A 24548-nucleotide genomic window follows, 5' to 3' on the forward strand; every position below is an offset into this window, starting at 1 on the left:
CATGGAATATCAAAAAAGCATTTATTTTATTGGTTGGGACTATGCGAGCCCTGATTCGATTGCGTTGAAAAATCTGCTTGCGCATCCTCTTTCTCCCTGGCGGGCTGAAGCGATTGTCCACGACGAGGTTTATGTACCTGAGGTGGATGGCATCCGATTGATGACTACGCAGGAATTTCTGGAAATTTGTGAAAGTTCTCCCGACATTCACATGATACTGAGTGTCAAGCATCCTATTCACCAAAAATTATGGCAGCGACGGGCCAAGGATTACAAAATAACCATAGTCGATGAAGGTGAAATTTTTCAATCAACCTGCCAACATCTTCAAGCTACATCCGGCAGCATGGATTTGGGAATCATGCAAATTCCTACGTCCATGTCAACTGATTGCATCGAAGCCCTGAATGAGTCCGTTAAAAAACTCACGGATGGAAAATCACAAGAAATACTTCGGGCTTATATTCTTTTCTTGAAATCTGGTTTTCTGGAGGCATTCCGCCCCCACACCAAAGCACAAGCAGAAAATCCATTAACGCGTCCCGCAAACGATAATTGGCTGTTATCCACTGCTTGGGGAAATATTGAAGGCCCTGCTCTGGCATGGGAATTTTCTGCACAGCGCACGAGCTTTCTTGAGCAAGCCATGCTCTTGGGCAGTGGCTCATTAGATCAATGGTCGTATGCCTTCACGGCACCAGACGAAAAAGCAGCCACGCATGAAGACCGTCATTTGCGCACACTTTTCCAGCCGTTTGGAATAACGCCCTATGTAACACACCTGACTTCAGCGCTAGTCAATAGACTGGAAAATCAGGTCAGTGTTTCCCAAACAGCTTGCCCCGAATGGAAAAATTCCCAGATATTGGCCCACATCAACGTCCCCCACCCATTCTCTATTGTCAGTAATCTCGCCGAGCAAAATAATCCTAAAAACTTGCTCATCCGATTAGGGAGCTCACCAAACGATCTTTTGTTGTTGCTTCAGAATTTTGCGCCCAATTTCGTTTCCTTGCGCTGCGACAGGCCGGGTCCACTAGGCCTTCATGCGCATCTTAAATTTCATCTGCCATGAGCCAGCCCCAAATCCTTCCTGCTTGGTATCGCTCTTCTGAGCACTACGTCGACATTGAATATGAAGCCATTTTCAAGCATTCTTGGCTATTTGCCTGTTTGACTCTGGAGCTGGAAGGAAAGGCACATTACGGCGTGCGCTTGGGCAACACTGAGTTGCTTTTGCAACTGGACGAAGAAGGTCATCCACGCGCCTTTTTGAACGTCTGCACCCACCGCCACGCTAAGCTGTGCGAGCCTGGGCAACACAAAGGCCCGGTGCGCTGCCCCTATCACAGTTGGGTCTTCAATAAACAAGGCATTCCTACAGGGATTCCATCCAAGCAGTGCTTTCCCCAAGTGGTGGCTGCTCCTGAGAAGTACCGTCTGGCTGAGTTTGCATGCGAAGTCGTTGGGCAGTTCATTTTTGTACGGCTTTCCTCCGAAGGCCCGGGGTTGCGTGAATATCTTGGCAATCAGTATGCTTTTCTGGAACGTGCCAGCCAAGGTATGAATGGCGTGCTCGATGAATTTCAGGAAGATGTGGCAGCCAACTGGAAAGTTGTCATTGAAAACTCACTGGAGGGCTATCACGTCCCTGCCGTGCATACCCGCACTTTTGGCGAAATTGACGGCATGAGCCGAGAAGCGCAAGCACCCATCTTCTTCCTGGATGACCCACTACATAGCCACCTAGAGCACGCCGCCGAACCGGATTGGGTGGCAAGATTTGCCCGCACTGAGCGCAAGATTGGCCAATGGCCGTGGCGCTTTGAGCATTACACGCACCATCTGATTTTCCCGAATCTGACCATCACGTCGTTCATGGGCTACAGCTTTCATGTGCAGCGCTTCGACCCATTCACCGTAGACAAGACCCGGGTGCATTCGCGCGCCGTCGGTGTGTGCTTGCGCAATAGCACAGAAGTTGGCGCGAAGATGATGGAGCGGATTTACGCTGACGGCCACGCCTTCACACGCAAGGTGTTTGCAGAGGATGGGGACATCTGTCGCAAAGTACAAGCAGGGTTGGAGCAGGCTACACGCCCTGCCGTGCTGGGACTTGGCATTGAAGACCGGGTCGCGCACTTCCATCAAGCCTATTTCCGATGCTTACCTAAGGCATCGCAAAATAATGAGCACTTGGCCCCTGCAAAACATGAATTGCAGAACGTTTGATTTCAGAATGCCTTGCCCATCAGCCGCGATCTGCTTCTATTTAAATAGCAAGCCAGTTCACGGAACCGATTGCGATGGCAGGACATGGATATGACCACACCACATGGCATTGTTTGCCTGCCAGATCTACTGCGCGGCGTAAACAGCTTCTCGACAGCATTTTTCGATCTGGTGCGCGAGCCGATCCATCAAGGCGCAGGGTTAACGGTAGGCTGCCCTCCCGGGGGCAAAAAACCGCATAGTTTGGCCCCAGGCTTTGACGTCGCGGAGTTCCGTACCCGAGCCGGAGCACCCCCACATATCTTCAAAGACAACGATGCCCGACAGGCTCAATGGTTCTTGAGCTACCACGATCTATCGGACAGCGCGATCGACTACCTTTTCGACCATCTGCCCGCAGCACACATGCTGCTGTCCTTTGAACTGCCGCCTTGGCTGGCACAGGCCTGTATCGCACGAGGTGTGGATTTCCTGGACATACGGCCGTCTCCTTTGCGCTTTGGCCGTGACCTGTACGTGGCGCTGCGCAGCAATCGCCCAGAGATACTGCAGCGCATCAGTGCCCATACAGTGCTCGAAGAAGAGCTGCGCCTGGAAGCCGCAGTGCTGGGGGCCAATGTGCGCATGCACAAAGAACGTTTGCAAAGCGAACGGGGCTTTGCGTTCGAAGACCTGGAAGACAGCCTGCTGTTCATCGCCCAGGCTCCTTACGACGCCTCATTGCTTGCACCGAATGGCAAGTCGTTGCGCGCCAGTGACTTTGCCGACCAACTGCGGGAGATGAGCCGGGGGCGACGCCTGCTGCACAAAGGCCACCCCTTCGCGCCCGACTTTGCCCAGCAGGAACGCGCCGCACTGCGTAAGATCACCGGCCAACAACCACGGCCATGCCTGCAAAATGCCTACCAAATTCTCAGCAGCGACGAAGACCTGGCGCTGGTCGGAATCTCGTCAAGCCTGCTTCAAGAGGCTCGCTGGTTCGGCAAAGCCGCCACCGCACTCTACCGGCCCCTTGTCCCACTAGCGGCTCCTGAGACACCAACCACCGATACATATCAGCAGGTACATTTCCACACCCTCCTGTCCCCAGCCTTCTGGCACCAAGTGCTCAGCCCCCAAGGTCCTGCACCACGCCTGGCAGCGTTGCCCCAACTGGCCCATAACCATGCGCGAGAAACAATTGATCACTGGTGGGACTACTCGAAGGCAATGACCTGGGAGCGCAGCCTCCCTATCGAGTCCTTTGAACGCTCTGGCGGAGGTCTGCTGCGCCAGCGCATTGAGACTCTGGAACGTTCATTCGCCCAGCTATCCACGGCGCAAGACGGGAACCACGTAGAGACACTCAAAGCCGTAGGCATTGCGCCCGATACGCAACGCTGGCAGAACATGGATGCTCGGCATCTGAAAGAGTTGACAGATCCACAAGAAGCTGCGGCACTGTTCAAGCACAGCGTGCGCATGGTGGAGATTGAGGTTTCCTCTTATTGCAACCGCAAGTGCTGGTTCTGCCCGAATGCCACTTATGACCGGATGTCCGATAACAAGCTGATGTCGGCGGAGATGTATTCATCAATCCTGCGGCAGTTGGCATCCATTGGCTACGACGAAACCATTACATACAGTCGCTACAACGAGCCGCTGGCGGACAAAATGATTCTGGAGCGCATCGCCGAAGCACGGCGCATGCTGCCCGATGCACAGCTGCACACCAATACCAATGGCGACTATCTGGATCTTGAATACGTCGAGCAGCTTTATGCAGTGGGCCTGCGCAGCCTCAACATCCAGATTTACCTGGGCAACAAAGAGCGTTACGACCATGCAAAGATCAAGGCTGCCGGCGACAAGACTCTGAAGCGCGTACAACTGCCTCACACCTTGGTGCGAGATACACCGGGCGAATGGTACGAGCAACGGCTGCATTACCGCGACATGTCTATCCGCCTCTATGGCCGTAATTTCGAGACAGGTGGTACCAGTCGTGGTGGAGAAGTGCCCATCCACATGGATTACCAGCGCACATCTCCCTGCCTGATCCCTTTCTGGGCGGTCTATATCGATCACGATGGCTCCACCGTGCCATGCTGCAATTTCCGCTCCGACATACCCGCTCATGCGGACTATGTGATCGGCAAACTGACGCAGCAACCAGACCTTTTTCTGCAATACGCCAGCCGCTTTGCTGCCAACTTTCGTGCCAGCCTCATCAAGGATGGTGTGAAAGAGGGTCTGTGCAGCAACTGCCACTACGCGGAAGAAAAGCCAAGCCAGGAGCAAACCGCACAACTGGCATGCATGCTTGCGGGCAAGGGGCACTGATGGGTACCGCGCCTCTCACCCTTGCCCTGCGGGACTCACTGCGCCAACGCGGCTTTGCCATGGACGGGAGCTTTACGGGAGCAGCCACACCGTCCGCTGATTTGTATATCGAAACGCCAGCCAGCAGCAGCGCCTTGTTGGGGTTGGGCTACCCTCTGCGCATCGGTGCCTTCAGCCACCTGAATGGCGGTTTCATCCAGAACGCAACCATAGGCCGTTATTGCTCTTTCGCACGGGACGTGCAGATCGGGCACGGCAGCCATCCTGCTGATTGGCTATCCGTTTCACCGCTGCAATACAACCCTGATTACCGAGGCTGGCTGGAAATCTCCGGGCTGGCGCCCATGCCGGGCACCACACCATTCCAATGGGCTATCCACACAACCATCGGCTCCGATGTTTGGCTGGGAAACGGCGTGTTTGTACAGGACGGTGTGACTATCGGCCACGGCGCCATCGTGGGTGCTCGCAGTGTGGTGACGCACGATGTGCCACCTTACGCCATCGTTGCAGGCAACCCGGCGCGGCTGATACGAATGCGTTTTTCGGATGCCATCATCGAACGGTTACTAAGAGCCGAATGGTGGCGCTACGCCATCTCGGATTTTGGGTCACTGGATTTTTCCAATATTGAGGAAGCACTGGATAGGATCGAAGCGCGTATCGCCAGCGGTACTTTGCGAGAATTTACTCCTGCCATCATAGACGTGAATACTTTCTACAAGGAATCGTGACTATCCTACCGGGACTGGTCAGATAGTTGCTTGAAGCGTGTTCAAAGTTTTTGGCGATATGAGAAGCCTACAGGATGACTTTGAACACGCTCTTACGCGCTTGTCTGAAATTTCACAGCAAGTCCGACGAAATAATTGCGGCACACGTCTGTCCCTTGAATGCGGTGCTAGTCACTGACAATACCCGGCAATTCCAGCACATTTCTCATCTCCCCTTGGAGAATTGGTTACGCGAAGGGCAAAGTCATTGACCTAAGCTGCCCATGGTCTTGGCAACGACAGCACACAAACGCAAACGCTGCTGCTGCGCCATCCCCAGAAAGAACGGCAGCCCCAACAATGTCTGCTCCAAATCCATTACATTCGGCATATCCAGTGACAAGCACCGCTTCTGCAGCACATCCATGTGCTGCAGAAGCGGCTGGTACCAGCGCCGCGTCATGATGTTTGCCTGCTGGCAGGCCTGCTCCAGCATGACTCGTACCTCCGCATCCGGCTGCCGCGCGCACAACAGCGTGGGAGCCATGAGAGGGCCTCCAGGACCTTGGGCCTGCCAGGTGAGGTTATAGCCACTGGCTTGATCCAGCTCATGCATCAAATCAGTCTGCAGCTCACGCCGTTTCTGCGCATGCAGCTCCCATTTTTGCAATGAAATCAGGCAAATGGCGGCGTGGTATTCGCTCATCTTGGCGTTGCTGCCAAGGCTGGCCAACGCACCCACGGGCATGTTGGCTGCAGGGTCCAGATTGATGCCGAAGTTGGAGAGCTGGCGTACCCTGGCGGCAAGGCCTGGGCGCGTGGAAACGACTAGGCCGCCCTCGCCAGCCGGTAGGCTTTTGGTCGTGTGTAGACTGAAGACCAGCGTGCCTTCAGCGCCCTGCAGCCATTGGCTGCCATAAGCCGCCGCCGCGTCGATGATGACGGGCAAACCCGTGTCCCGCTCAAACTGTTGCCAGGCCTGCATGTCGTGCGGCATGCCGAAGGTGGCAACGGGGAGCACTGCATCAATACGCATGCATTCGCGCGCGGTACGGGCGATTTCAGGACTCAGCATCCAGGTCTGCGCGTCTACGTCGGCTAGTACGGGCCGGTGGCCTGCGCGCACTACCGCCGTAGCCGTCGCGACAAAGGTCAAAGCAGGAATCAGTACATGGGAACTGGCGGGCAAATCCAGCGCCTGCAGCGCCAGCTCCAGCCCCTGGGTGGCATTGGCCACGGTGGTGAGTTGTTCACTTGCCATGCCGAACCGATGCGCGAATGCGGCTTCCAGCTCTCGCACCAATGGGCCGAAGTTGGCATATTGCCGCGCCGCGTGCATGCGCTCCAGCCAGGGCAATAATTCCTGCGGCGATGGCATATCAGGAATCAGCAGAGGGAGATGTTCCCGTTCCTGAGCAATCTTCATACCTTGGTGCCCATTTCGGCCAGAACATGATCCACATCGGCCGCAATAGCTAAGGTTCTTCGGTCCCCGCGCAGGTAATTGAGCCACATGAGGCGAAACGCTGTTTCCAGTTCGCCCGTACGAGACGCGTAGTCCATCAAAACACTACATCTCATTCGATCGCGAGTTTCAGTACGAAGCTTTTGCAACCCTTCAGGATTATTCATGAATGCCAATGCACGCTCGACATACTCCTGATCGCTCTGTGTCACCCAATGCCGCCATCCAAGACCGGCCAAAGTACGCGCAGTAGAAGAATCCACACCGCGTACAGCATCCATAGTCACAATAGGCATCCCCATCCATAAACTATGCAGCGTGGTCGTCCCGCCCGAGATGGGCGAGGTATCGAGCACGATATCCGCGATATGCCCCATCTCCATGAACTGGTTGAGCGGCTGCAGGTGTAGCACAGAGACGCGATCCAGCGGCATGCCAGCAGCCTCTGCGCGGGGCTGCATATGGGCCTGGGCGGCATCGGCATTCTCTTCCTTCACTAGGATGATGAGCCTGGCATCCTCGCGCGCCTCCAAAATGCGCGCCCAGATACGCAACATCTGGTCGGTGATCTTGGCCGAGTTGTTGAGAGACACCAGCGTGGGATACCCGTTGCGCAGCATGGGGGGCTCTTTGCAAAGCGGCGCATAGGTGGGCGGTGTATAGCTGGCCATGCAATTCAGGTGGAACAGCGTTTCCGAGTAGTAAGGGGCATGGCTGGGTGGCGCAATGCCCATATCGACCAATCGGTAGTCCATCGCCTTCATGCCGAGCGTCTGCATATAGCCCAGCCAAGTCGCCTGCACTGGTGCTGCGCGGCGTGCAAAAACTCCGAGGCGGTGGCCATGTGTGAATCCGGACAAATCCACGAGCACGTCGATGCCGTCCTGGCGGATTCTTTCGCACAGCGCTTCGTCGTCCAAATTCATCACATCCAGCCAATACGGCACCAGCGAGCGCATGTATTCGGTCGTGCTGTCCGAGGGGCCATTCGAGTAGACATGCACCTCGACGTTGTCGGAATTGTGATGAGCCAGCACGGGCTGCATGAAAAAGGCCACCGAATGCTGGCGGAAGTCCGCCGTCATATAGCCGATTTTGAGCTTTTTGCGCGGGTTGCGGTCTGTCACCTTTAAGGGTTTGGCATCGCGCGTCAGTGGATCCGCAAATCGCTTGCCCCAGTCGCGTGCGACCTGAAGCGCCCTCATGGGGTCGCGGCTGGTGTGCGAGTGGAGGTAGGCGCGCATCATCCATTGCGGACCGAGATTGCCTTTTTTGACGACTTTGTCGATCAGATCGCATGCCTGCTGCTGTTGGCCCGTGCTGAACAATGCCAAGGACAACAGATGTTGAGCCTGCATTTCTTCAGGATCAATCTCCACCGCGGTCTGCAAGGCATCTATGGCCGACTTCCAATCGGCCATGCGCGTATAAGCCAGGCCGATCAGCAGCCACAGCTTCGGATTGCGAACGTCCTGCGTCACCAGTTGCATCAGGGCAGTGAGCGCGGGCACAAACTGATTGCTCTTGATCAGTTGATGAATCTCTTCAAGCTCCGCTGGCGTGGCTTGCTGCGGTGTTGAGTTCGCGGTGGTGGAGGGGGAAGACATTGGTACTCAGAGAAATGCAAAAAGTGCACTGGCATGCTGTGCTTAGAGAGCCCGATATGGTGCCACCTCAATATACCTGTCGAACTCTTGGTCATCGGCGAGTTAAGACCCACAATGGCAGCCCATGAACAGGTACGTCTTTACCTTTCAATTCGGCTGCCGCCCTACAAAAGAGCCTGAAGCTGCCGATCTAGAGAGCAATCACCCAGCTTTTTCCGTTAACAATCACGGCCCGCCCCCTCACAATCACTCCCCATGCTTGTTCTCATCGGTTATATCGTCGCCTTTGGCTGCATCTTCGGCATGTATGTGCTGCACGGCGGCAGCGTGGGCGTTCTTGTCAAGGCGCTGCCGTTCGAGATGGTGACCATTGGCGGTGGCGCCCTGGGCGCTTTCATCGTCAGCAACCAGCCCAAGGTGCTCAAGGCCACGGCCAAGGCGATCCCTTCGGCGCTCAAGCCTTCGCGCTATAACAAGGCGCGCTATATGGAAGTGATGGCACTTCTGTACGAGCTGCTGCAGAAGGCGCGCAAGGAAGGCCTGATGTCGATCGAGTCCGATGTGGAAGATCCGCAGTCATCGACGGTGTTTCAGAACTATCCGCAACTGATGGCCGACCACCATGTCGTCGAGTTCCTGACCGACTATCTGCGCATGATGGTCTCGGGCAATCTCAATTCGCACGAGATCGAGGCGCTGATGGACAGCGAAATCGAAGCCCACCATGCCGAGGCTCATGCGCCGGTGATGGCACTGAATCGTCTGGCGGGCGCCTTGCCTGCCTTCGGCATTATTGCGGCCGTGCTGGGTGTGGTGAATACCATGGCTTTCGTGGGGCAGCCCCCGGCAGTGCTGGGCGGCATGATTGCCTCGGCCCTGGTGGGAACCTTCCTCGGTATCTTGCTGGCCTATGCGCTGGTGGAGCCCATGGCTGCGCTGCTGGAGCAGCGTGCCCAGGATGCGGCCAAGGAGTTCGAGTGCATCAAGGCGACGCTGCTGGCCAGCATGCAGGGCTACAACCCAGGCACAGCCATCGAGTTCGGCCGCAAGGTGCTGTTTTCCACCGAGCGTCCGGGCTTTCTGGAGCTGGAGTCGCACGTCAAGGGTAAGAAGTGATGAGTGCCCGCTCTCGCCAGGATCTATTGATGGAGCGCTTCCATGGCTGACAAGAAGCTGCAGCCCATCATCATCAAGCGCGTCAAGAAGACCGCCCATGCACACCATGGTGGTGCATGGAAGATTGCCTATGCCGACTTTGTGACGGCGATGATGGCCTTCTTCCTGCTGATGTGGCTGCTGGGCTCGACTGCTCAGGGCGAGCTGCAGGGGATTGCCGCGTATTTCAATTCGCCGCTGAAGGTGGCCATGTCGGGCGGCAGCGGCGCGGGCAACAGCTCCAGCATCGTGCCGGGCGGCGGCAACGACCTGTCCAAGGTGCACGGCCAGGTGCGCCGCTCCGAGTCCGAAGACAATGCCAACCGCCGCTCCAGCCAGGCCATGGGCCGGGCCGATGAGTCTGCACGCGATGCACAGCGTCTGCATGCGCTCAAGGCCAAAGTGGACAGCATGATTGCCAACAATGCGCGCCTGAACGAGTTCCGTTCGCAGATTCGCACGGAGATCACGCATGACGGCCTGATGATTCAGATCGTCGATGACCAGAACCGCCCCATGTTCGATAGCGGCAGTGCCGTGGTCAAGCCCTATATGCGCGACATCCTGCGCGAGATCGGTGCGGCCATGGGCAATGCGGAAAATCGCATCAGTCTCTCAGGTCACACCGATGCCGCGCCCTACGGCAATGCCGATCGTGGCTATAGCAACTGGGAGCTGTCGGCAGACCGCGCCAATGCTTCGCGCCGCGAGCTGGTGGCTGCCGGCATGCCGCTGGACAAGCTGGCACGCGTGGTGGGCATGGCCAGCAGCGACCTGCTGCTGCCCGAGGAGCCGCGCGCGGCGCAGAACCGCCGCATCACGATTACCGTGCTGACCAAGGAGGCCGAGCGCCGTGTGCTGGGCAACGACAAGGAGCGCAGCATGGAGCAGGTGACCAGTGCCGAGGAAGCTGCCAGCACGATCAACCAACCCAAGGCCCGGCGCGCAGTACCCAGCGCTGCCGACAAGCAGTCTCTGGATGCCAAGGAAGAGTTTGTTGTAACAAACCCTGAAGTTGCCACGGAGACTGTCGAAAAGCCTGACAATGCACGTCCAATGCCGGGAGGTTGACAAATTGTTACCATCACGGCTGAAAACTTGTTCCCACGCACCTATTCCGACCGAAAGGGCCTCTCGTGGCTAATGCCCTGCGATTTTTGATTGTTGACGACTTCTCCACCATGCGCCGTATCGTGCGCAATCTGCTCAAGGAGAGTGGCTTCGCCGATGCCGATGAAGCCGAAGATGGTGTGGTTGCCATCACCAAGCTGCGTGCTAGCAAGTTTGACTTCGTGGTGACCGACATCAACATGCCGAACATGAACGGCTTTCAGCTGCTGAGCGAAATCAAGCAGGATGAAAAGCTCAAGCATCTGCCGGTACTGATGGTGACCGCCGAAGCCCGCAAGGAAGATATCGTGGCTGCCGCCCAGGGCGGAGCGGCCGGCTATATCGTCAAGCCCTTCACCAAGGCCACGCTGGAAGAGAAGGTCAATCTCATCATCAAGAAACTCGATCTCTGAGCCATGAGCAGCGACCAGGCCTCCGCCAACGTCCACTACAAGATTGGCGTGCTCACGCGCCAGTTGCATAACTCGCTCAATGAGCTTGGCTATGCGGACCGTTTGCGCGGCAGCGCAGGGGAGCTTCCCGATGCGCAAAGCCGCCTGTCCTATATCGCCCGTCTGACGGGGGAAGCTGCCAACAAGGTACTGGGTCAGGTCGAGGTGACGCAGAACCGCCAGGATGCGCTGGCCGAGCGCACTCGTGCCATGCGTGCAGAACTCATCAAGGATCCTGTGGCCGCCGTGGCCAAGGGCCGCGTGATGAACTATCTGCAGGAGGTGGAAGAGGGCACGGAGCAGACCAATAGCCATCTGACCGAGATCATGATGGCGCAGGACTTTCACGATCTCACGGGCCAGGTAATTGCTCGCGTGGTGGCGCTGGCGGCCGATCTGGAGTCGCAGCTGCTGGAGCTGCTGATCCAGACTTCGCCGGATGCTGCGCAGGCACCGGCCCTGACGCCTATGGAAGCCGCGCAGCCCAAGCTGGCCGGTCCGGTGGTGGATCCCGAAAACACGGCAGACGTGGTGACCTCGCAGTCCCAGGTGGATGATCTGCTGGCCAGTCTTGGTTTCTGAACTTCTGAAAACATAGCTGCCTGCGCTTTGCCGATAAGCGCTTGAGCTTGAAAAGCCTGATCTCTCAAGAGGTCGGGCTTTTTTATTGGGCGCTGCCATGAGGGCGGAGCGCAAAAAGCCCGCATGTCATCACAACATGCGGGCAAGCCTTGGAGGGCAATCTGCCTTCTGAGTGGTGTGCGGCGTTGCGCCGCTCACACCTGCATATTCATCACATCGGAGTAGGCCTGCACCAGGCGGTTGCGCACATGCAGCGTGGCCTGAAAGCCGATCTGCGATTTTTGCATGGCCACCATGGTCTGCTCCAGGCTGACGGCGGGGTTTTCCAGCTGCACTTCGCGCTGCAGCTGGCTGGAATGGTTTTGAGCGGCGCTCACCGATTGCAGTGCATTTTGCAGAGCCTGACCGAAGCCGCCGGCCACGGGAGCAGTGCCGGCGCTGCCGACCTTGGTGAGCTGGTTGCCCAGTTGGGCGGGGTTGATTGCTGGGATCTTCAGGTCCATATCTTTATCCAACTGGCTTGGTGAGTTGGAGGTGATCGTAGGTTTTTCGTCTGATTGCAGACGGGCAATAAGTGGGTGAATCGGCTTGCTTATCGGGGGAACGCCGCCGGCCCGAGTCCGAATAATCCACTGGACGCTAGACCTCGTGTGGGGTCTGACACCATGGAATCAAGATGTCTGCTGTAGCTGAAGTACCTGTCCCCAATGCCGTGCCCGGTGCCACGTATGCGCCCCGCCCTGCGCTTGCGCAGCGCTGGAATGCGCTCGACCGAGGCCAACGTCTTCGCTGGGGCGCACTGGCAGCCTTGGTCGCTGTAGGTCTGGTGGCGGCGGCGGTGTTCTATCGCCAGCCTGATTACAAGCTGCTGTTCTCCAACGTCAGTGACAAGGATGGCGGCGCCATCGTGGCGCAGCTGACGCAGATGAACGTGCCCTACAAGTACAGCGAGGGCGGCGGCGCCATCCTCATCCCCGCAGACCGTGTGCACGATGTGCGCCTGAAGCTGGCCACGCAAGGCCTGCCCAAGGGCTCGGTGACGGGCTTCGAGCTGATGGAGAACAGCAAGTTCGGCATCACCCAGTTTCAGGAGCGCCTCAACTTCCAGCGCGGCCTGGAAGGCGAGCTGACGCGCTCCATCCTGGCGCTCAATGCCGTGCAAAGTGCTCGCGTGCATCTGGCCCTGCCCAATCAGAACGGATTTTTCCGTGAGCAGCAAAAGCCTTCGGCTTCCGTGCTGCTGAGCCTGCATCCTGGTCGAATGCTGGACCGTGCGCAGATTGCGGGCATCGTGCATCTGGTGGCATCCAGCGTGCCCGAGATGGAGCCTGCCGCCGTCAGCGTGGTGGACGACACCGGCAAGCTGCTTTCGCAGTCGCCTGACGGCAATGCCGGCGGCGTGGACATGCAGCAGTTCCTCTACACCCAGCAGGTGGAGCAGCAATATGTGCGCCGCATTCTGGACATTCTGGAGCCCGTGGTCGGCAAGAACAATGTGAAGGCCCAGGTTTCGGCCGAGCTGGACTTCAGCCAGACCGAATCGACTTCAGAACAGCATCGTCCCAACCAGTCCGCCGACGGCGGGGCCGTGCGCAGCCAGCAGGTGATGGAGACCAATGGCGAGAAGACGGCCACTCCACCTACCGGCGTGCCTGGCGCGACCAGCAACCAGCCTCCTCAGAACTCCACCGCACCCATCAACGGAGCCAATCCTGCGCCGCAGGCTGCGGGTGCAGGCCAGGGCAACGCCCAGGGCAACAAGCGCGAGTCCATCACCAATTACGAAGTGGACAAGACCGTCAGGGTCACGCGCGGCAGCACCGGCACCGTCAAGCGCCTGACGGCTGCGGTGGTGGTCAATGCCTCGTTGGCTGCTGCGGCTGGCACCGATGCGGCGACAGCGGCAACGGCAGCAGCTGTCAGCTCCGGCCTGCGCCCTCTGACGGCGCAGCAGCAGGAGCAGTTGCTCACGCTGGTGCGCGAGACCGTGGGCTATAGCGCCGACCGAGGCGACTCGGTGAATCTGGTCAGTGCACCCTTCATGGACAGCGGTGCCGCTCCGGCCGAGCTGCCGATGTGGAAGGATCCCGAAATTCAGGCCATGGCCAAGAGCCTGGGCGTGCCGATTGCGCTGGCGCTGTTTGGTGCCCTGGTGTTGCTGGGCCTGGTGCGCCCCTTGCTCAAGGGGCGCAATACCGGCCCCGGCGCTCAGCTCAATGCCATTGAAGCCGAGGCGCTGGACAGGCCGGCTCTACCCGCCCCTGTGAAGGAGCTGTCGCCGACCAAGGAGCAGGAGCGACTGGACCAGGCCCGTCATCTGGCCAAGCAGAACCCGATTGCGGTGGCGAACATCGTGAAGACATGGATTAACGGTGAGGGGTGACGAAGTCACCCCCTGAGGCGCGTTGCGCCTTCCCCCTTCTCTCTTTGGGAGGGGGACGATGCCCTCGCTGCGGGGCGGCGGGGCCGCCTAGGCCCTTGCTCGGCATTCCTGGCATGGGACGGTTGAATAACTAGTAGAGAGTTTTGAATATGGACGATAGAGGTCTGAACGACGCTGCCATCTTGCTGGTCTCCCTCGGCGAGGAAGAAGCGGCCGAGGTGTTCAAGCACCTCACGCCCAAGGAAGTGCAGAAGCTGGGCGAGACGATTGCCCGCATGCGTGGCGTGACGCGGGAAAAGGTTGATTTCGTGATCGACCGCTTCACCAGCGATGCGGCGTCGCAGAGTCTGCTGGTCGACGATGCCAGCGACTATGTGCGCTCGGTGCTCAAGCGTGCCCTGGGCGATGACAAGGCGGCGCTGCTGATCGACCGCATCATGCAGGGCGGCGACATCTCGGGCATCGAAAGCCTGAAGTGGATGGACCCGCTGTCGGTGGCCGAGCTGCTGCGCGGCGAGCATCCGCAGATCGTGGCGGCGATTCTGGTGCACCTGGAATATGAGCAGGCTGCGGCCGTGCTGATGCAGTTCCCCGACCGCGCACGCAGCGAGGTCATGCTGCGCGTGGCCACGCTGGAAGGCATTCAGCCCACGGCGCTCAAGGACCTGAACGAAGTGCTGTTCAAGGTGCTGGCAGGCGGCGACAAGGTGCGCAAGACCTCGCTGGGCGGCGTCAAGACTGCAGCCGAAATGCTCAACCAGATGGGTGGCAATGCCGATGTGGCGGTGCTCGATACCATCCGCAACTACGACCCCGAGCTGGCGCAGAAGATCATGGACAAGATGTTCGTCTTCGACGACCTGGTCAAGCTCGACGACCGCTCGGTGCAACTGGTGCTGCGCGAGGTGGTGTCCGAGACGCTGATCGTGGCGCTCAAGGGCGGCTCCATGGAAGTGCGCGACAAGATTCTGGCCAATATGTCCATGCGTGCGGCAGAGTCGCTGCGCGAGGACCTGGAAGGCCGCGGCCCCATGCGTCTGTCCGAAGTGGAAGCCCAGCAGAAGGAAATCCTCAAGGTCGTGCGTCGTCTGGTCGAGGAAGGCCAGGTAACCATCGGCTCTGGCCCGGAGGACAGCTATGTCTAAGGGCCAGCCTCCCCGCTCGCACTCGCGCTTTATTCCGCAGGAAGAGATCGACGACAGCACCGTGGTGCAATGGCGCTTCGGTGCAGTGGGCGCGCAGAGCGGTGGTGTCTTCGCGCCTGCACAGCCGGCGGCCTTCATCCCGGCTGGGGTAGAGCACTTCAACGGTTTTTTCCCCTCTATTGCCCATCAACCGCAGGCGCAACCAGAGGTGCAGGCCGTGGAGCCGGTGGAGCCGGCTGCCCCGGCTTTCGACGAGGAGCAGCTGCAGCAGATGCTGGAGCAGGCACGTGCCGAGGGCCATGCACAGGGCCTGGCCGAAGGCCGCACACAGACGCAGCAGCAATGGCAGCAGCATCTGGACGACCATATCAACGGCGCGGGCCGCGAGAGTGCGCAGCGTGTCGATGGCGTGTTGCAGGGCCTGGAAGACAACTTCAAGCAGCTGCAGTCGGGCATGGCCCAGGAGTTGCTGAATCTGGCCTGCGATATTGCCCGCCAGGTGGTGCGCCAGGAGCTGCGCAGCCAACCCCAGGCCTTGCTGCCCGTGATTCGCGAGGCGCTGGACATGCTGGTCGACGAGAGCCGCCCGGTGACCGTTCGTCTGAACCCCGCAGACTTTGAACTGCTCGATGAAGCCCTGCGTGCCGAGCATGGTGCGCACAGCCGCATCCAGTGGCTGGGCGATGCCTCGATTGCCCAGGGCGATGTCAAGGTGGAGTCGGGTGGTGCCGAGATCGACGGTGGCCTGGACAAGCGCTGGCGTCGCGCCGTGGCGGCTCTGGGTCTGGTCTCCACCTGGTATGACGGAGACAAGGCATGAACCCCTGGCAGCAGTTCATGAGCCAGGCGCGCGCACGCTATGCCGAGCCTGTGCCGCTGGAATGCCAGGGCCGTCTGACCCGGTTGACCGGCATGGTGCTGGAGGCTTCGGGGCTGCGCGTTCCCGTCGGGGCGCAATGCCATATTCATCAGCATGGGCAGGAGCCTGTGCTGGCCGAGGTGGTCGGCTTTGCCGGCGAGCGCGCCTTTCTGATGCCTGCGGGCGATATTCAGGGTCTATCCAGCGGCGCCATGGTGACGCCGGCAGCCCCCTTTGTTCCCGTGCCCCAGCTGGGCGTGCTGGAGACCGAGAAAGTCAGCCAGACCGTGGGCGTGCTGCGCCTGCCCATGGGGGATGGCTTGCTGGGGCGGGTGGTGGATTCGCAAGGCATTCCGCTGGACCATGCGGGCGAGCTGGGCAGCGTGGTGCCCGAGGTGCTGGACCGCAACCCCATCAACGCCATGGACCGGGATCCCGTGCGCGAGTCGCTGGATACCGGTGTCAAGGCGCTGAACGCGCTGCTGACCGTGGGTCGTGGCCAGCGTCTGGGCCTGTTTGCCGGCTCGGGTGTGGGCAAGTCCGTGCTGCTGGGCATGATGGCGCGCTACACCCAGGCCGATGTGATCGTGGTGGGCCTGATCGGCGAGCGTGGCCGGGAGGTCAAGGAGTTCGTCGAGGACATCCTGGGCGCCCAGGACCGCAGTCGCGCCGTGGTGGTGGCTGCCCCCGCCGATGCGCCGCCGCTGCTGCGCATGCAGGGCGCCAGCTACGCCACGGCGATTGCCGAGCACTTCCGCGACAAGGGAAAGCATGTGCTGCTGCTCATGGATTCCTTGACCCGCTATGCCATGGCCCAGCGCGAAATCGCCCTGGCCATCGGCGAGCCGCCGGCTACCAAGGGCTATCCGCCATCCTGCTTTGCCAAGCTGCCCGCGCTGGTGGAGCGCAGTGGCAACGGTCTGCACGGCGTAGGCTCGATCACGGCCTTCTACACCGTGCTGTCCGAGGGTGACGATCAGCAGGACCCGATTGCCGATGCGGCTCGCGCCATTCTCGACGGTCACGTCGTGCTCTCGCGGGCCCTGGCCGAGACCGGGCATTACCCGGCCATCGATATCGAGCAGTCGGCGTCTCGCGTCATGCACAACGTGGTCTCGCGCGAGCATTTCGAGCTGGCGCGTCGCTTTCGCGCCGTCTATTCGCGCTACCAGAAGGGGCGCGATCTCGTGCAGGTCGGTGCCTATGTGCCGGGCTCCGACCCGCAGCTGGACGAGGCGATTGCGCTGCAGCCCGCCATGACCGGGTTTCTGCAGCAAAGCATGTTTGAAAGCTCCAGCATGGAGCAAAGCCTGGCCGGCATGGCGCAAGCCATGCAGCGGGGCTGAGCATCAACGGGTTAGCCAGAGGGAGAGTCGCAGATGTCGTCCTTGAATGCCTTGAACGTCGCCATTGAAGCCGCAGAGCGCAAGCGTGACGAGGCCCGCACCGCCATGCAGGAGCGCCAGCGTGCTCAGCAGGCGGCGCAGGCCCAGATGGATCAGCTGCAGGGCTATGTCCTGGAGATGCAGGCGCGCTGGGGGGCCCAGGAAGGGATGGCCGTGCAGCCCGAGGTCATGCATCACCAGTATCAGTTCATGGAGCGCCTGCAGCATGCCATCGGCTTGCAGACCCGGGTTGTGGCCGACCAGAACATTCGCCTGGAGACCGCACGTCAGGCCCTGCTGGCGGCCGAGCTGCGCGTGACCAGTCTGCAGAAAGTGGTGCAGGCCCGCCGCCGTGATGTGGCACTGGCCCAGATGCGCCGCGAGCAAAAAGATACCGACGAGCGCGCCACCATGGCCTTTTTTCGACGCAGCTTCGGCCTGCAACTTCAGGAGGCCTGAGCATGGCGGAAACCAGAATTGATGGCCCGCGCAGCGGTGAATCTCGCACCGGCAAGGCCATGGCGCAGTCCATGAGCTCGGCCAAAAGCGCTACGGCGGAGGCAGGCGAGCCCGGCCAGGGCTTTTCATCGCTGCTGGCATCGCTGGATGGATTCGTGGCTGCAGGCCTGCCGCAGGCGGCGCTGCAGCCTGCCGAGGTGCAGGACGTGAAGCAGGCACCAGGCGAGCAGGATGCGCTGCTGATCGCTCAAGGCCATGCGCCGTGGATGAGCCTGGTCGGACAGACCGCCCAGCTGGATGGGCAGGGTGATGCCGATCTGCGCCAGGGCGTGGCCACCGACTTTCTTTCGGGCAGAGGCCATGCCGCGCAACTGGCCCATCGCCAGGCTTTGCAGCTCGGGTCCGGGCAGGCCCATGCCGCATTCATGGGCAAGGATTTGCAGTCAAATCAGGCTCAACTATATACAGTGCAAGCGCAAGCAGCTATTAATTCTGATGAGGCTGCCTTGCAGCCGCAGCGGGATGCAGTCGCGCAGGGGCAGGACAGCGTGCACAGCGCGCTGGCTTCGGCGACTGAAGAGGTGCCTGCTGCGCGCCTTGAGCCTGCTGCGCACAAGGCGCAGGCATTGCCGCAGCAGGGCATCGGCCTGCAGGGCATGACGGCCGTGCAGCCCCAGGCCCTGGAAGGTCTCAAGGATTTGCTGCGTGCGGCCCGCTCGTCCCAGCAGGATGACGCTGCGCCACAGGGCAAGACGGCGGCAGTGCAGGGCGGGGCCGACCTGCAGGCCGCAGCGGCAGCCGTAGGGGCAGCCGTAGGGGCAGCCATGGGAGCGTCGAGCGCGGGCATGCAGGGCGGTGGCCAGAACAGTTCAGACTTCGGCCAGAACCTGGCGGGGCAGGATGCCGCACCTGCAGAGCGCGAGCAGGAGGTTTCCGAGCAGGTGGCGTTCTGGGTGCATCAGAAAACGCAGAATGCCGCGCTGTCGATCCAGCATGAAGGCAAGGCTATCCAGGTCCAGGTGCAGTTGAACGGCCAGGAGGCTCATGTGCGCTTTGCCGCAGGCGATGAGCAGGCTCGCCAGTTGCTGGCCGACGGTCAGGCTCAGCTGCGCGAGCTTTTGCAGGCCCAGGGGCTGAATCTGAGCGGCGTCAGCGTGGATGCGGGCGGTGCCGATGCCCGGTCCGGGGGCGACAGCCAGGGCGAGGGCGTCCAGCACGGCCAGGCCAGGGTGGCCCGGGTCTCGGTCAATGCTGCCGAGCTGCCCATGGGCGCAGCCGGTGCGCGCAATGGCGCGCTGCCGGTGCAGTCTGGCGTGGACCTTTTTGTGTAAATGATCAGAGCCGGCTCACGGAAACGGTGAACCGGACATGGCGCGAAACCCGGAATGAAGCCGGGTTTCGCGCTTTTATTCGGGCAATGGTCAGCAGGGCGGGCGGCGAATAATTCAGGCGTGGATCTTCCGTGTCGCGGCAATGGCTGCGAGGTGGATGCAGTCCCCCACTCTTGAGGAATACCCGCCGTGTCAGCCAATCCCAATGCCGCCCCTGTCGCACCTGCTCCTGCCAAAAGCAAGAAGCTGATCGTCATCGTGGCCATCGTTGCCGTGCTGGCCATTGTGGCTGCCGCGGCCTATGTGCTGATGATGCAGCGCCAGCACAGCAGCGCCGATGGCGAAGAAGAAGTCAGCGCCAAAGCCACAGTGCCCACGTTTCTGCCGCTGGACAATATGGTGGCCAATCTGGCCGACCCCGGCGGCGACCGTTTTGTGCAGCTGGGCATCACGCTTGAGCTGTCCGACGAAAAGACGGCTTCCACCGTCAAGCAATACCTGCCCAGCATCCGCAACGGCATCCTGATGCTGGTGTCCCAGCGCACGGCCGACGAGCTGCTGGCGCGCGAGGGCAAGGAAAAGCTGGCTGCCGACATTCTGACCGAGGTCTCGGCACCGCTGGGCTTCGGCCCGGGCGCCAAGAAGCGCTCGCGCGACGATGAAGAGGCCGACGAAGACAGCCCGCGTGCCAATCGCAAGGGGCCTGTGCGTCGCGTGCTGTTCTCCAGCTTCATCATTCAGTAAGCAGGGAGGGAGTGCATGAGCGATTCTTTTCTCTCCCAGGAAGAGGTTGATGCTCTTCTTGAAGGCGTTACCGGCGAAAGCCAGCGCTCCGAGGTGGTGGAGGTCGATCTCGGCCAGGTCCGCAGCTACGACATCTCCAGCCAGGAACGCATCGTGCGTGGGCGCATGCCCACCATGGAAATTGTCAACGAGCGCTTTGCCCGCAACTTCCGCATCGGCCTGTTCAACTTCATCCGCCGCAGCCCCGAGGTTTCCGTCGGCACGGTGACGGTGCAGCGCTACAGCGCCTTCCTGCGCGAGCTGGCCGTTCCGACCAATTTCAACATCATGGCCATTCGCCCGCTGCGCGGCAATGGTCTGATTGTCTGCGATCCCTCGCTGGTGTTCGGCGTGATCGACACGCTGTACGGCGGCACGGGTCGCCTGCAGACCCGCATCGAGGGGCGCGACTTCTCGACCACCGAGCAGCGCGTGATCAACCGCATGGTCAATGTGATCTGCGAGGAATACAAAAAAGCCTGGCATGGCATCTATCCGCTGGAGCTGGCCTATCAGCGCTCGGAAATGCAGCCGCAGTTCGCCAACATCGCCACGCCCAGCGAAATCGTGGTCTCCACGGCGTTTCAGCTGGAGATCGGCGATATCTCGGGCTCCATCCACATCTGCATGCCCTATGCGACGCTGGAGCCGATTCGCGACGTGCTGTATTCGTCCACTCAGGGCGACGCCATCGAAGTGGACCGCCGCTGGGTCAAGGTGCTGACGCGGGAGATTCAGGCCGCCGAGGTTACGCTGGTGGCCGAGCTGGCCCGCGCCGATGCCACGGTGGAGCAGCTGCTGGCCATGCGCCCGGGTGACTTTATCGAGCTCGACCGCGAGCCGCTGATTCGTGCCTCCATCGGTGGGGTGCCGGTTTTCGAGTGCCAGTACGGCACGCACAACGACAAATATGCAATCCGCGTGGAACGCAGCCTGCGCGGCGGCGAGACCAGCTGGATGGGAGAGAAGCATGGCAATTGATGACAACAACAAGCCCGCAGGTGACGATCCGTTCTCCGGCTGGGCCGAGGCGCTGGAAGAGCAGCGCCAGCATGACCAGGCCGTCGAAGGCCCCGAACTGTCCGACCAGGGCGGGCCGCTGGCGGGTGACGCCGCTCGCAGCTATGGCGATGTGCCGGTGCACGATATCAATATGGTGCTGGACATTCCGGTTCAGCTGTCCGTGGAGCTGGGCCGCACCAAGGTGCCCATCAAGTACATTCTGCAACTGGCTCAGGGCTCGGTGGTGGAACTTGATGCCCTGGCCGGCGAACCCATGGACGTGCTGGTCAACGGCTACCTGATCGCCCAGGGCGAGGTGGTGGTGGTCAACGACAAGTTCGGTATCCGCCTGACGGACGTGGTGACACCGTCCGAGCGTCTGCGCCGGGTCAGCCGTGGTTGATAACGCGGCCAACTCTGCGGCAGCGGCTCCTTCCATGTGGCCCACGCTGCTGCTGGTCATCCTGTTTGTGGCTGTCATGGCGGCGCTGCCCTGGCTGGTGCGTCGTCTGCAGCAAAAAAACCTCCTGCCCCGTGGCATGGGGATGGCCCGTGGTGCCGCCTCGGTTCCGGCGCAGGTGCTTGGCACGCTGGCCATTGGCCCGCAGCAGCGGGTGGTGACCGTGCAGCTGGGTGAAGGGGAGCAGGCCGTGCGCCTGGTGCTTGGTGTGACGGCGCAGCAGATCCAATGCCTGCATGTGCTGCAAGACCCATCCGCATCCTTGCAATCTGCCCGTGCGGCCCATTCACCTGGCGTCTCATCGTTCACCGATTCGCTGATGCGCGCGCAGGCCGACGAAGCGGCCCGGAATTCTGGAAATGTCTAAATTCGTCTCTCGTGCTGCTGCCGCTGTCCTGCTGGCCATGCCCCTGATGGCCGCAGCCCAGGGCGCACCCGCCAGTCTGCCGCTGCTGGTAGGCCAGGGCGCGGGCGGCACCAGCTATTCGGTGCCCATCCAGACACTGCTGTTTTTCACGGCACTGTCGTTCCTGCCCGCCATCTTGTTGTTGATGACGGGCTTTACCCGCATCGTCATCGTGCTGAGCCTGCTGCGCCAGGCGCTGGGCACGCAGTCCGCGCCGCCCAATCAGGTGGTGATCGGTCTGTCGCTGTTTCTCACCATGTTTGTGATGGGGCCCACGCTGGACAAGGTCTATCAGGACGCCTATCTGCCCTACACGCAAAACAGCATCAGCTTCGAGCAAGCCATGGACAAGGCCGAAGCACCCATGCGCGGCTTCATGCTCAAGCAGACACGCCAGTCGGACTTTGCGCTGTTCAAGCGCCTGGCCAAGCTGGATGCGAATGTCACGGCGGAAACAGCACCTCTGCGGGTGCTGGTGCCGGCCTTTGTGACCAGCGAGCTGAAAACGGCTTTTCAGATCGGTTTCATGATCTTCATTCCGTTTCTGATCATCGATATGGTGGTGTCCTCCATCCTCATGTCGCTGGGCATGATGATGCTCTCGCCCGTGCTGGTGGCCCTGCCTTTCAAGCTCATGCTGTTTGTGCTGGCCGATGGCTGGAATCTGATCATCGGCTCTCTGGCGGCAAGCTTTGCTACATGAGATACCCCTGAGGCGCTTGCCTAGGCGGCCCCGTGCCTTCCCAAGGGGGACGGTATCTGCTGCGAGGCGGCTCTTGCTCGATGCCTCTTACGTGGGCTGTGCTAGTTTCAAGTGCGTTTAATCCTGTCGCTGATCGGGGGAGAAAAACAATGACTTCTCAATTTGTTCTGACCTTTGGCCGCGAGGCGCTGACCCTGCTGCTCATGATCTCCATGCCTGTGCTGGGCGTGGTCATGGGCGTGGGTCTGCTGGTGAGCGTCTTTCAGGCTGTGACCCAGGTGCATGAGGCCACGCTGGCCTTTGTGCCCAAGCTCATCGCCGCCGTGCTGGTGTTTGCCGTGGCGGGACCGTGGATGCTGTCCACGCTGGTGGATTTCATTCGTCGCACCATAGAAAGCATTCCAGGTTCGGTGGGATGATTTCCTTTAGCGAAGCCCAGATTGCAGCCTGGCTCTCGCCACTGATCTGGCCGTTTGTGCGCGTGCTGGCGCTGTTCACCACGGCGCCCGTGTTTTCTCAGAAAGCCATTCCCATGCGGCTCAAGGTCGGGCTGGCTTTCCTGGTTGCGCTTTGCGCGCAGCCCGTGCTGGGCGAGCAGACGGTGGTCAGCATTGCCTCGGCCCAGGCACTGGGCACTCTGGTGCAGCAGGTGGTGATCGGCTTGTCCGTGGGCTTTGCCGTGCGTCTGGTGATGGCGGCCATCGAAGTCGCCGGTGAAGTGGTAGGCCTGCAGATGGGCTTGAACTTCGCGTCTTTCTTCGACCCGACCAGCAATGCCCAGCTCAGTGCCGTGGCGCGCTTCATGGTGCAGATCGCCACCTTGCTATTCATCGTCATCAACGGTCATCTGCTGGTGCTGATGGCGGTTCTCAAGAGCTTTGAAGCCTTCCCCGTCGATGGCAACTTTCTGCAGGCCATCTCCCAGATGCGGATCCACGAGATGGGCAGTGCCGTCTTTGCCAGCGCTTTCTGGATTGCCCTGCCCATGATTGCCATGCTGCTCTTCGTCAACCTGGTGCTGGGCATCATCTCCCGGGTCGCGCCACAGATGAATATCTATGCCGTGGGCTTTCCTGTCACCTTGACTGTGGGTCTGCTGGGCTTGACGGCGACCCTGCCCTTGCTGGAGCAGCCCCTGGTGGCTCTGCTGCTAAAGGGGATGGCAGTCTTCGGGGTTTAGCGCGAAGCACTATCTGTTTGATAGCTTGGTGCGCTTTATGGCAAGGGGATAAGACCGCTTTGGCCTCAAGCGAAAAAGCTGACTCGATGCGGGCGCACAAGCCAGTGATGAGCAGCCAGCGCATGGCCTGCAGCGCGGTTCAGGGTGTATCGATCAGTCCGTTCTTGATGGCATAGGCGGTCAGCTCCGCGTTGCTGCCCATGCCCAGCTTCTCCAGCACCCGTGCCCGGTACACGCTCACCGTCTTGGGGCTGAGCATCAACTCCTGCGCAATATCGGTCTGGCGCTGACCGCTGGCAATCTTCAGCAGCGTCTGCATCTCGCGCTCGGACAAGGTTTCATGCGGCACGGGGGCGGCTGGTTGGGCCAGGCTGTCGGCCAGCATCTGGGCCACTTCGGCAGTCAGGTATTTGCGTCCGCTGTGGACGGTGCGCACGGCGTCGATCAGCAGCACCGGATCCCCTGCCTTGTTGGCATAGCCGGCCGCGCCAGCCTTGATGCTGCGCAAGGCGTACTGGTCTTCGGGATACATGGAGACCATGATGACGCGGATCTGCGGATGCGTTTCGCGCACGCTGGCCAGCACTTCCAGGCCGCTGCGGCCCGGCATATTGATGTCCAGCAGCAGCACATCGCAAGCAGCGTCGCGCAGTTGCTCACGCAGTTCGGCATAGCTGCCGGCTTCTGCGGTGACACTGATGTCCGTCGCCTCTGCCAGGGTGTCGCGTATGCCCCGGCGCAAAATGGCATGGTCGTCGCACAGCACCACGTGAATCAAGGTCGCTCTCCCAGGAAGTCAGATGGCAGACCGGAC

At 60.4% G+C, this 24548-nt stretch carries 25 protein-coding genes; 21 read left to right on the top strand and 4 right to left on the bottom strand.

Annotated features, from left to right (window positions below; translation table 11 throughout):
* Position 1: 1 nt before the first annotated feature.
* The 4 genes from F0P97_RS02530 to F0P97_RS27795 all read left to right on the top strand — a co-directional run bounded on the left by F0P97_RS02530 (position 2) and on the right by F0P97_RS27795 (position 5288).
* On the top strand, positions 2 to 1075 hold the full coding sequence (locus tag F0P97_RS02530) for a hypothetical protein (protein WP_182285496.1): 1074 nt from the start codon (positions 2 to 4) through the stop codon (positions 1073 to 1075).
* Positions 1072 to 2232, top strand: a complete 1161-nt coding sequence (locus tag F0P97_RS02535) for an aromatic ring-hydroxylating oxygenase subunit alpha (RefSeq protein WP_182285497.1) — start codon at positions 1072 to 1074, stop codon at positions 2230 to 2232. The genes F0P97_RS02530 and F0P97_RS02535 overlap by 4 nt, the downstream gene beginning before the upstream one ends.
* Before the next feature lie 90 nt (positions 2233 to 2322).
* Entirely contained in the window at positions 2323 to 4554 is a 2232-nt protein-coding gene (locus F0P97_RS02540; RefSeq protein WP_182285498.1) for a radical SAM/SPASM domain-containing protein, read from the top strand.
* Entirely contained in the window at positions 4554 to 5288 is a 735-nt protein-coding gene (locus tag F0P97_RS27795) for an antibiotic acetyltransferase (RefSeq protein ID WP_182285499.1), read from the top strand. Before F0P97_RS02540 ends, F0P97_RS27795 begins: the two co-directional genes overlap by 1 nt.
* A 244-nt stretch (positions 5289 to 5532) precedes the next feature.
* Here F0P97_RS27795 and F0P97_RS02550 read toward each other — a convergent pair whose 3' ends face one another.
* Positions 5533 to 6645, bottom strand: coding sequence for a DegT/DnrJ/EryC1/StrS family aminotransferase (locus tag F0P97_RS02550; protein WP_232538101.1), 1113 nt, complete (start codon positions 6643 to 6645; stop codon positions 5533 to 5535).
* Between the two features lie 44 nt (positions 6646 to 6689).
* Entirely contained in the window at positions 6690 to 8339 is a 1650-nt protein-coding gene (locus F0P97_RS02555; protein WP_182285501.1) for a glycosyltransferase, read from the bottom strand.
* A gap of 255 nt (positions 8340 to 8594) precedes the next feature.
* Between F0P97_RS02555 and motA the strand changes: the two genes are divergently transcribed.
* From motA to F0P97_RS02575, 4 genes are all read left to right on the top strand, one after another.
* Positions 8595 to 9455: a flagellar motor stator protein MotA gene (motA, locus tag F0P97_RS02560; RefSeq protein ID WP_003059167.1), complete on the top strand. Its 861-nt coding sequence runs from the start codon at positions 8595 to 8597 to the stop codon at positions 9453 to 9455.
* A 42-nt stretch (positions 9456 to 9497) separates the two neighbouring features.
* Positions 9498 to 10565, top strand: a complete 1068-nt coding sequence (gene motB, locus F0P97_RS02565) for a flagellar motor protein MotB (RefSeq protein WP_182285502.1) — start codon at positions 9498 to 9500, stop codon at positions 10563 to 10565.
* A 65-nt stretch (positions 10566 to 10630) separates the two neighbouring features.
* Entirely contained in the window at positions 10631 to 11017 is a 387-nt protein-coding gene (gene cheY / locus F0P97_RS02570; RefSeq protein WP_003065483.1) for a chemotaxis response regulator CheY, read from the top strand.
* 3 nt (positions 11018 to 11020) lie between these two features.
* Positions 11021 to 11638 (top strand): protein phosphatase CheZ, encoded by a 618-nt coding sequence (locus F0P97_RS02575; protein ID WP_182285503.1) that lies wholly within the window; start codon positions 11021 to 11023, stop codon positions 11636 to 11638.
* A gap of 194 nt (positions 11639 to 11832) precedes the next feature.
* Here F0P97_RS02575 and fliE read toward each other — a convergent pair whose 3' ends face one another.
* Positions 11833 to 12141, bottom strand: coding sequence for a flagellar hook-basal body complex protein FliE (fliE, locus tag F0P97_RS02580; protein ID WP_182285504.1), 309 nt, complete (start codon positions 12139 to 12141; stop codon positions 11833 to 11835).
* 173 nt (positions 12142 to 12314) lie between these two features.
* Between fliE and fliF the strand changes: the two genes are divergently transcribed.
* The 13 genes from fliF (at position 12315) to fliR (ending at position 23734) form a co-directional block, all read left to right on the top strand.
* A complete protein-coding gene (gene fliF, locus F0P97_RS02585) occupies positions 12315 to 14021 on the top strand; it encodes a flagellar basal-body MS-ring/collar protein FliF (protein ID WP_182285505.1) in 1707 nt (568 codons plus the stop codon).
* A 149-nt stretch (positions 14022 to 14170) separates the two neighbouring features.
* Positions 14171 to 15166: a flagellar motor switch protein FliG gene (gene fliG, locus F0P97_RS02590; RefSeq protein WP_003059149.1), complete on the top strand. Its 996-nt coding sequence runs from the start codon at positions 14171 to 14173 to the stop codon at positions 15164 to 15166.
* Complete coding sequence (locus tag F0P97_RS02595; protein ID WP_182285506.1) at positions 15159 to 15986, top strand: FliH/SctL family protein; 828 nt, start codon at positions 15159 to 15161, stop codon at positions 15984 to 15986. The genes fliG and F0P97_RS02595 overlap by 8 nt, the downstream gene beginning before the upstream one ends.
* Positions 15983 to 17371, top strand: coding sequence for a flagellar protein export ATPase FliI (gene fliI / locus F0P97_RS02600; RefSeq protein WP_182285507.1), 1389 nt, complete (start codon positions 15983 to 15985; stop codon positions 17369 to 17371). The genes F0P97_RS02595 and fliI overlap by 4 nt, the downstream gene beginning before the upstream one ends.
* A 33-nt stretch (positions 17372 to 17404) precedes the next feature.
* The gene (fliJ, locus tag F0P97_RS02605) at positions 17405 to 17869 is read left to right on the top strand and encodes a flagellar export protein FliJ (RefSeq protein WP_182285508.1); all 465 of its coding nucleotides are present in this window, start codon (positions 17405 to 17407) and stop codon (positions 17867 to 17869) included.
* Between the two features lie 2 nt (positions 17870 to 17871).
* A complete protein-coding gene (locus F0P97_RS02610) occupies positions 17872 to 19200 on the top strand; it encodes a flagellar hook-length control protein FliK (protein ID WP_182285509.1) in 1329 nt (442 codons plus the stop codon).
* A 189-nt stretch (positions 19201 to 19389) separates the two neighbouring features.
* The gene (locus F0P97_RS02615; protein ID WP_182285510.1) at positions 19390 to 19944 is read left to right on the top strand and encodes a flagellar basal body-associated FliL family protein; all 555 of its coding nucleotides are present in this window, start codon (positions 19390 to 19392) and stop codon (positions 19942 to 19944) included.
* A gap of 15 nt (positions 19945 to 19959) precedes the next feature.
* Positions 19960 to 20964: a flagellar motor switch protein FliM gene (gene fliM / locus F0P97_RS02620; RefSeq protein ID WP_003065459.1), complete on the top strand. Its 1005-nt coding sequence runs from the start codon at positions 19960 to 19962 to the stop codon at positions 20962 to 20964.
* A complete protein-coding gene (fliN, locus tag F0P97_RS02625; RefSeq protein WP_003077935.1) occupies positions 20954 to 21388 on the top strand; it encodes a flagellar motor switch protein FliN in 435 nt (144 codons plus the stop codon). Before fliM ends, fliN begins: the two co-directional genes overlap by 11 nt.
* A gap of 34 nt (positions 21389 to 21422) precedes the next feature.
* Complete coding sequence (locus tag F0P97_RS02630; protein WP_182287083.1) at positions 21423 to 21812, top strand: FliO/MopB family protein; 390 nt, start codon at positions 21423 to 21425, stop codon at positions 21810 to 21812.
* Positions 21805 to 22554: a flagellar type III secretion system pore protein FliP gene (gene fliP / locus F0P97_RS02635; RefSeq protein ID WP_182285511.1), complete on the top strand. Its 750-nt coding sequence runs from the start codon at positions 21805 to 21807 to the stop codon at positions 22552 to 22554. The genes F0P97_RS02630 and fliP overlap by 8 nt, the downstream gene beginning before the upstream one ends.
* 149 nt (positions 22555 to 22703) lie before the next feature.
* Positions 22704 to 22973: a flagellar biosynthesis protein FliQ gene (gene fliQ / locus F0P97_RS02640; protein ID WP_003059126.1), complete on the top strand. Its 270-nt coding sequence runs from the start codon at positions 22704 to 22706 to the stop codon at positions 22971 to 22973.
* On the top strand, positions 22970 to 23734 hold the full coding sequence (fliR, locus tag F0P97_RS02645; RefSeq protein WP_182285512.1) for a flagellar biosynthetic protein FliR: 765 nt from the start codon (positions 22970 to 22972) through the stop codon (positions 23732 to 23734). The genes fliQ and fliR overlap by 4 nt, the downstream gene beginning before the upstream one ends.
* 139 nt (positions 23735 to 23873) lie before the next feature.
* Here the strand turns inward: fliR and F0P97_RS02650 are convergent, their stop codons facing one another.
* A complete protein-coding gene (locus F0P97_RS02650) occupies positions 23874 to 24512 on the bottom strand; it encodes a response regulator transcription factor (protein WP_003065450.1) in 639 nt (212 codons plus the stop codon).
* Between the last annotated feature and the right edge of the window lie 36 nt (positions 24513 to 24548).

This window comes from Comamonas testosteroni, assembly GCF_014076415.1.
GTDB lineage: Bacteria > Pseudomonadota > Gammaproteobacteria > Burkholderiales > Burkholderiaceae_C > Comamonas > Comamonas testosteroni_F.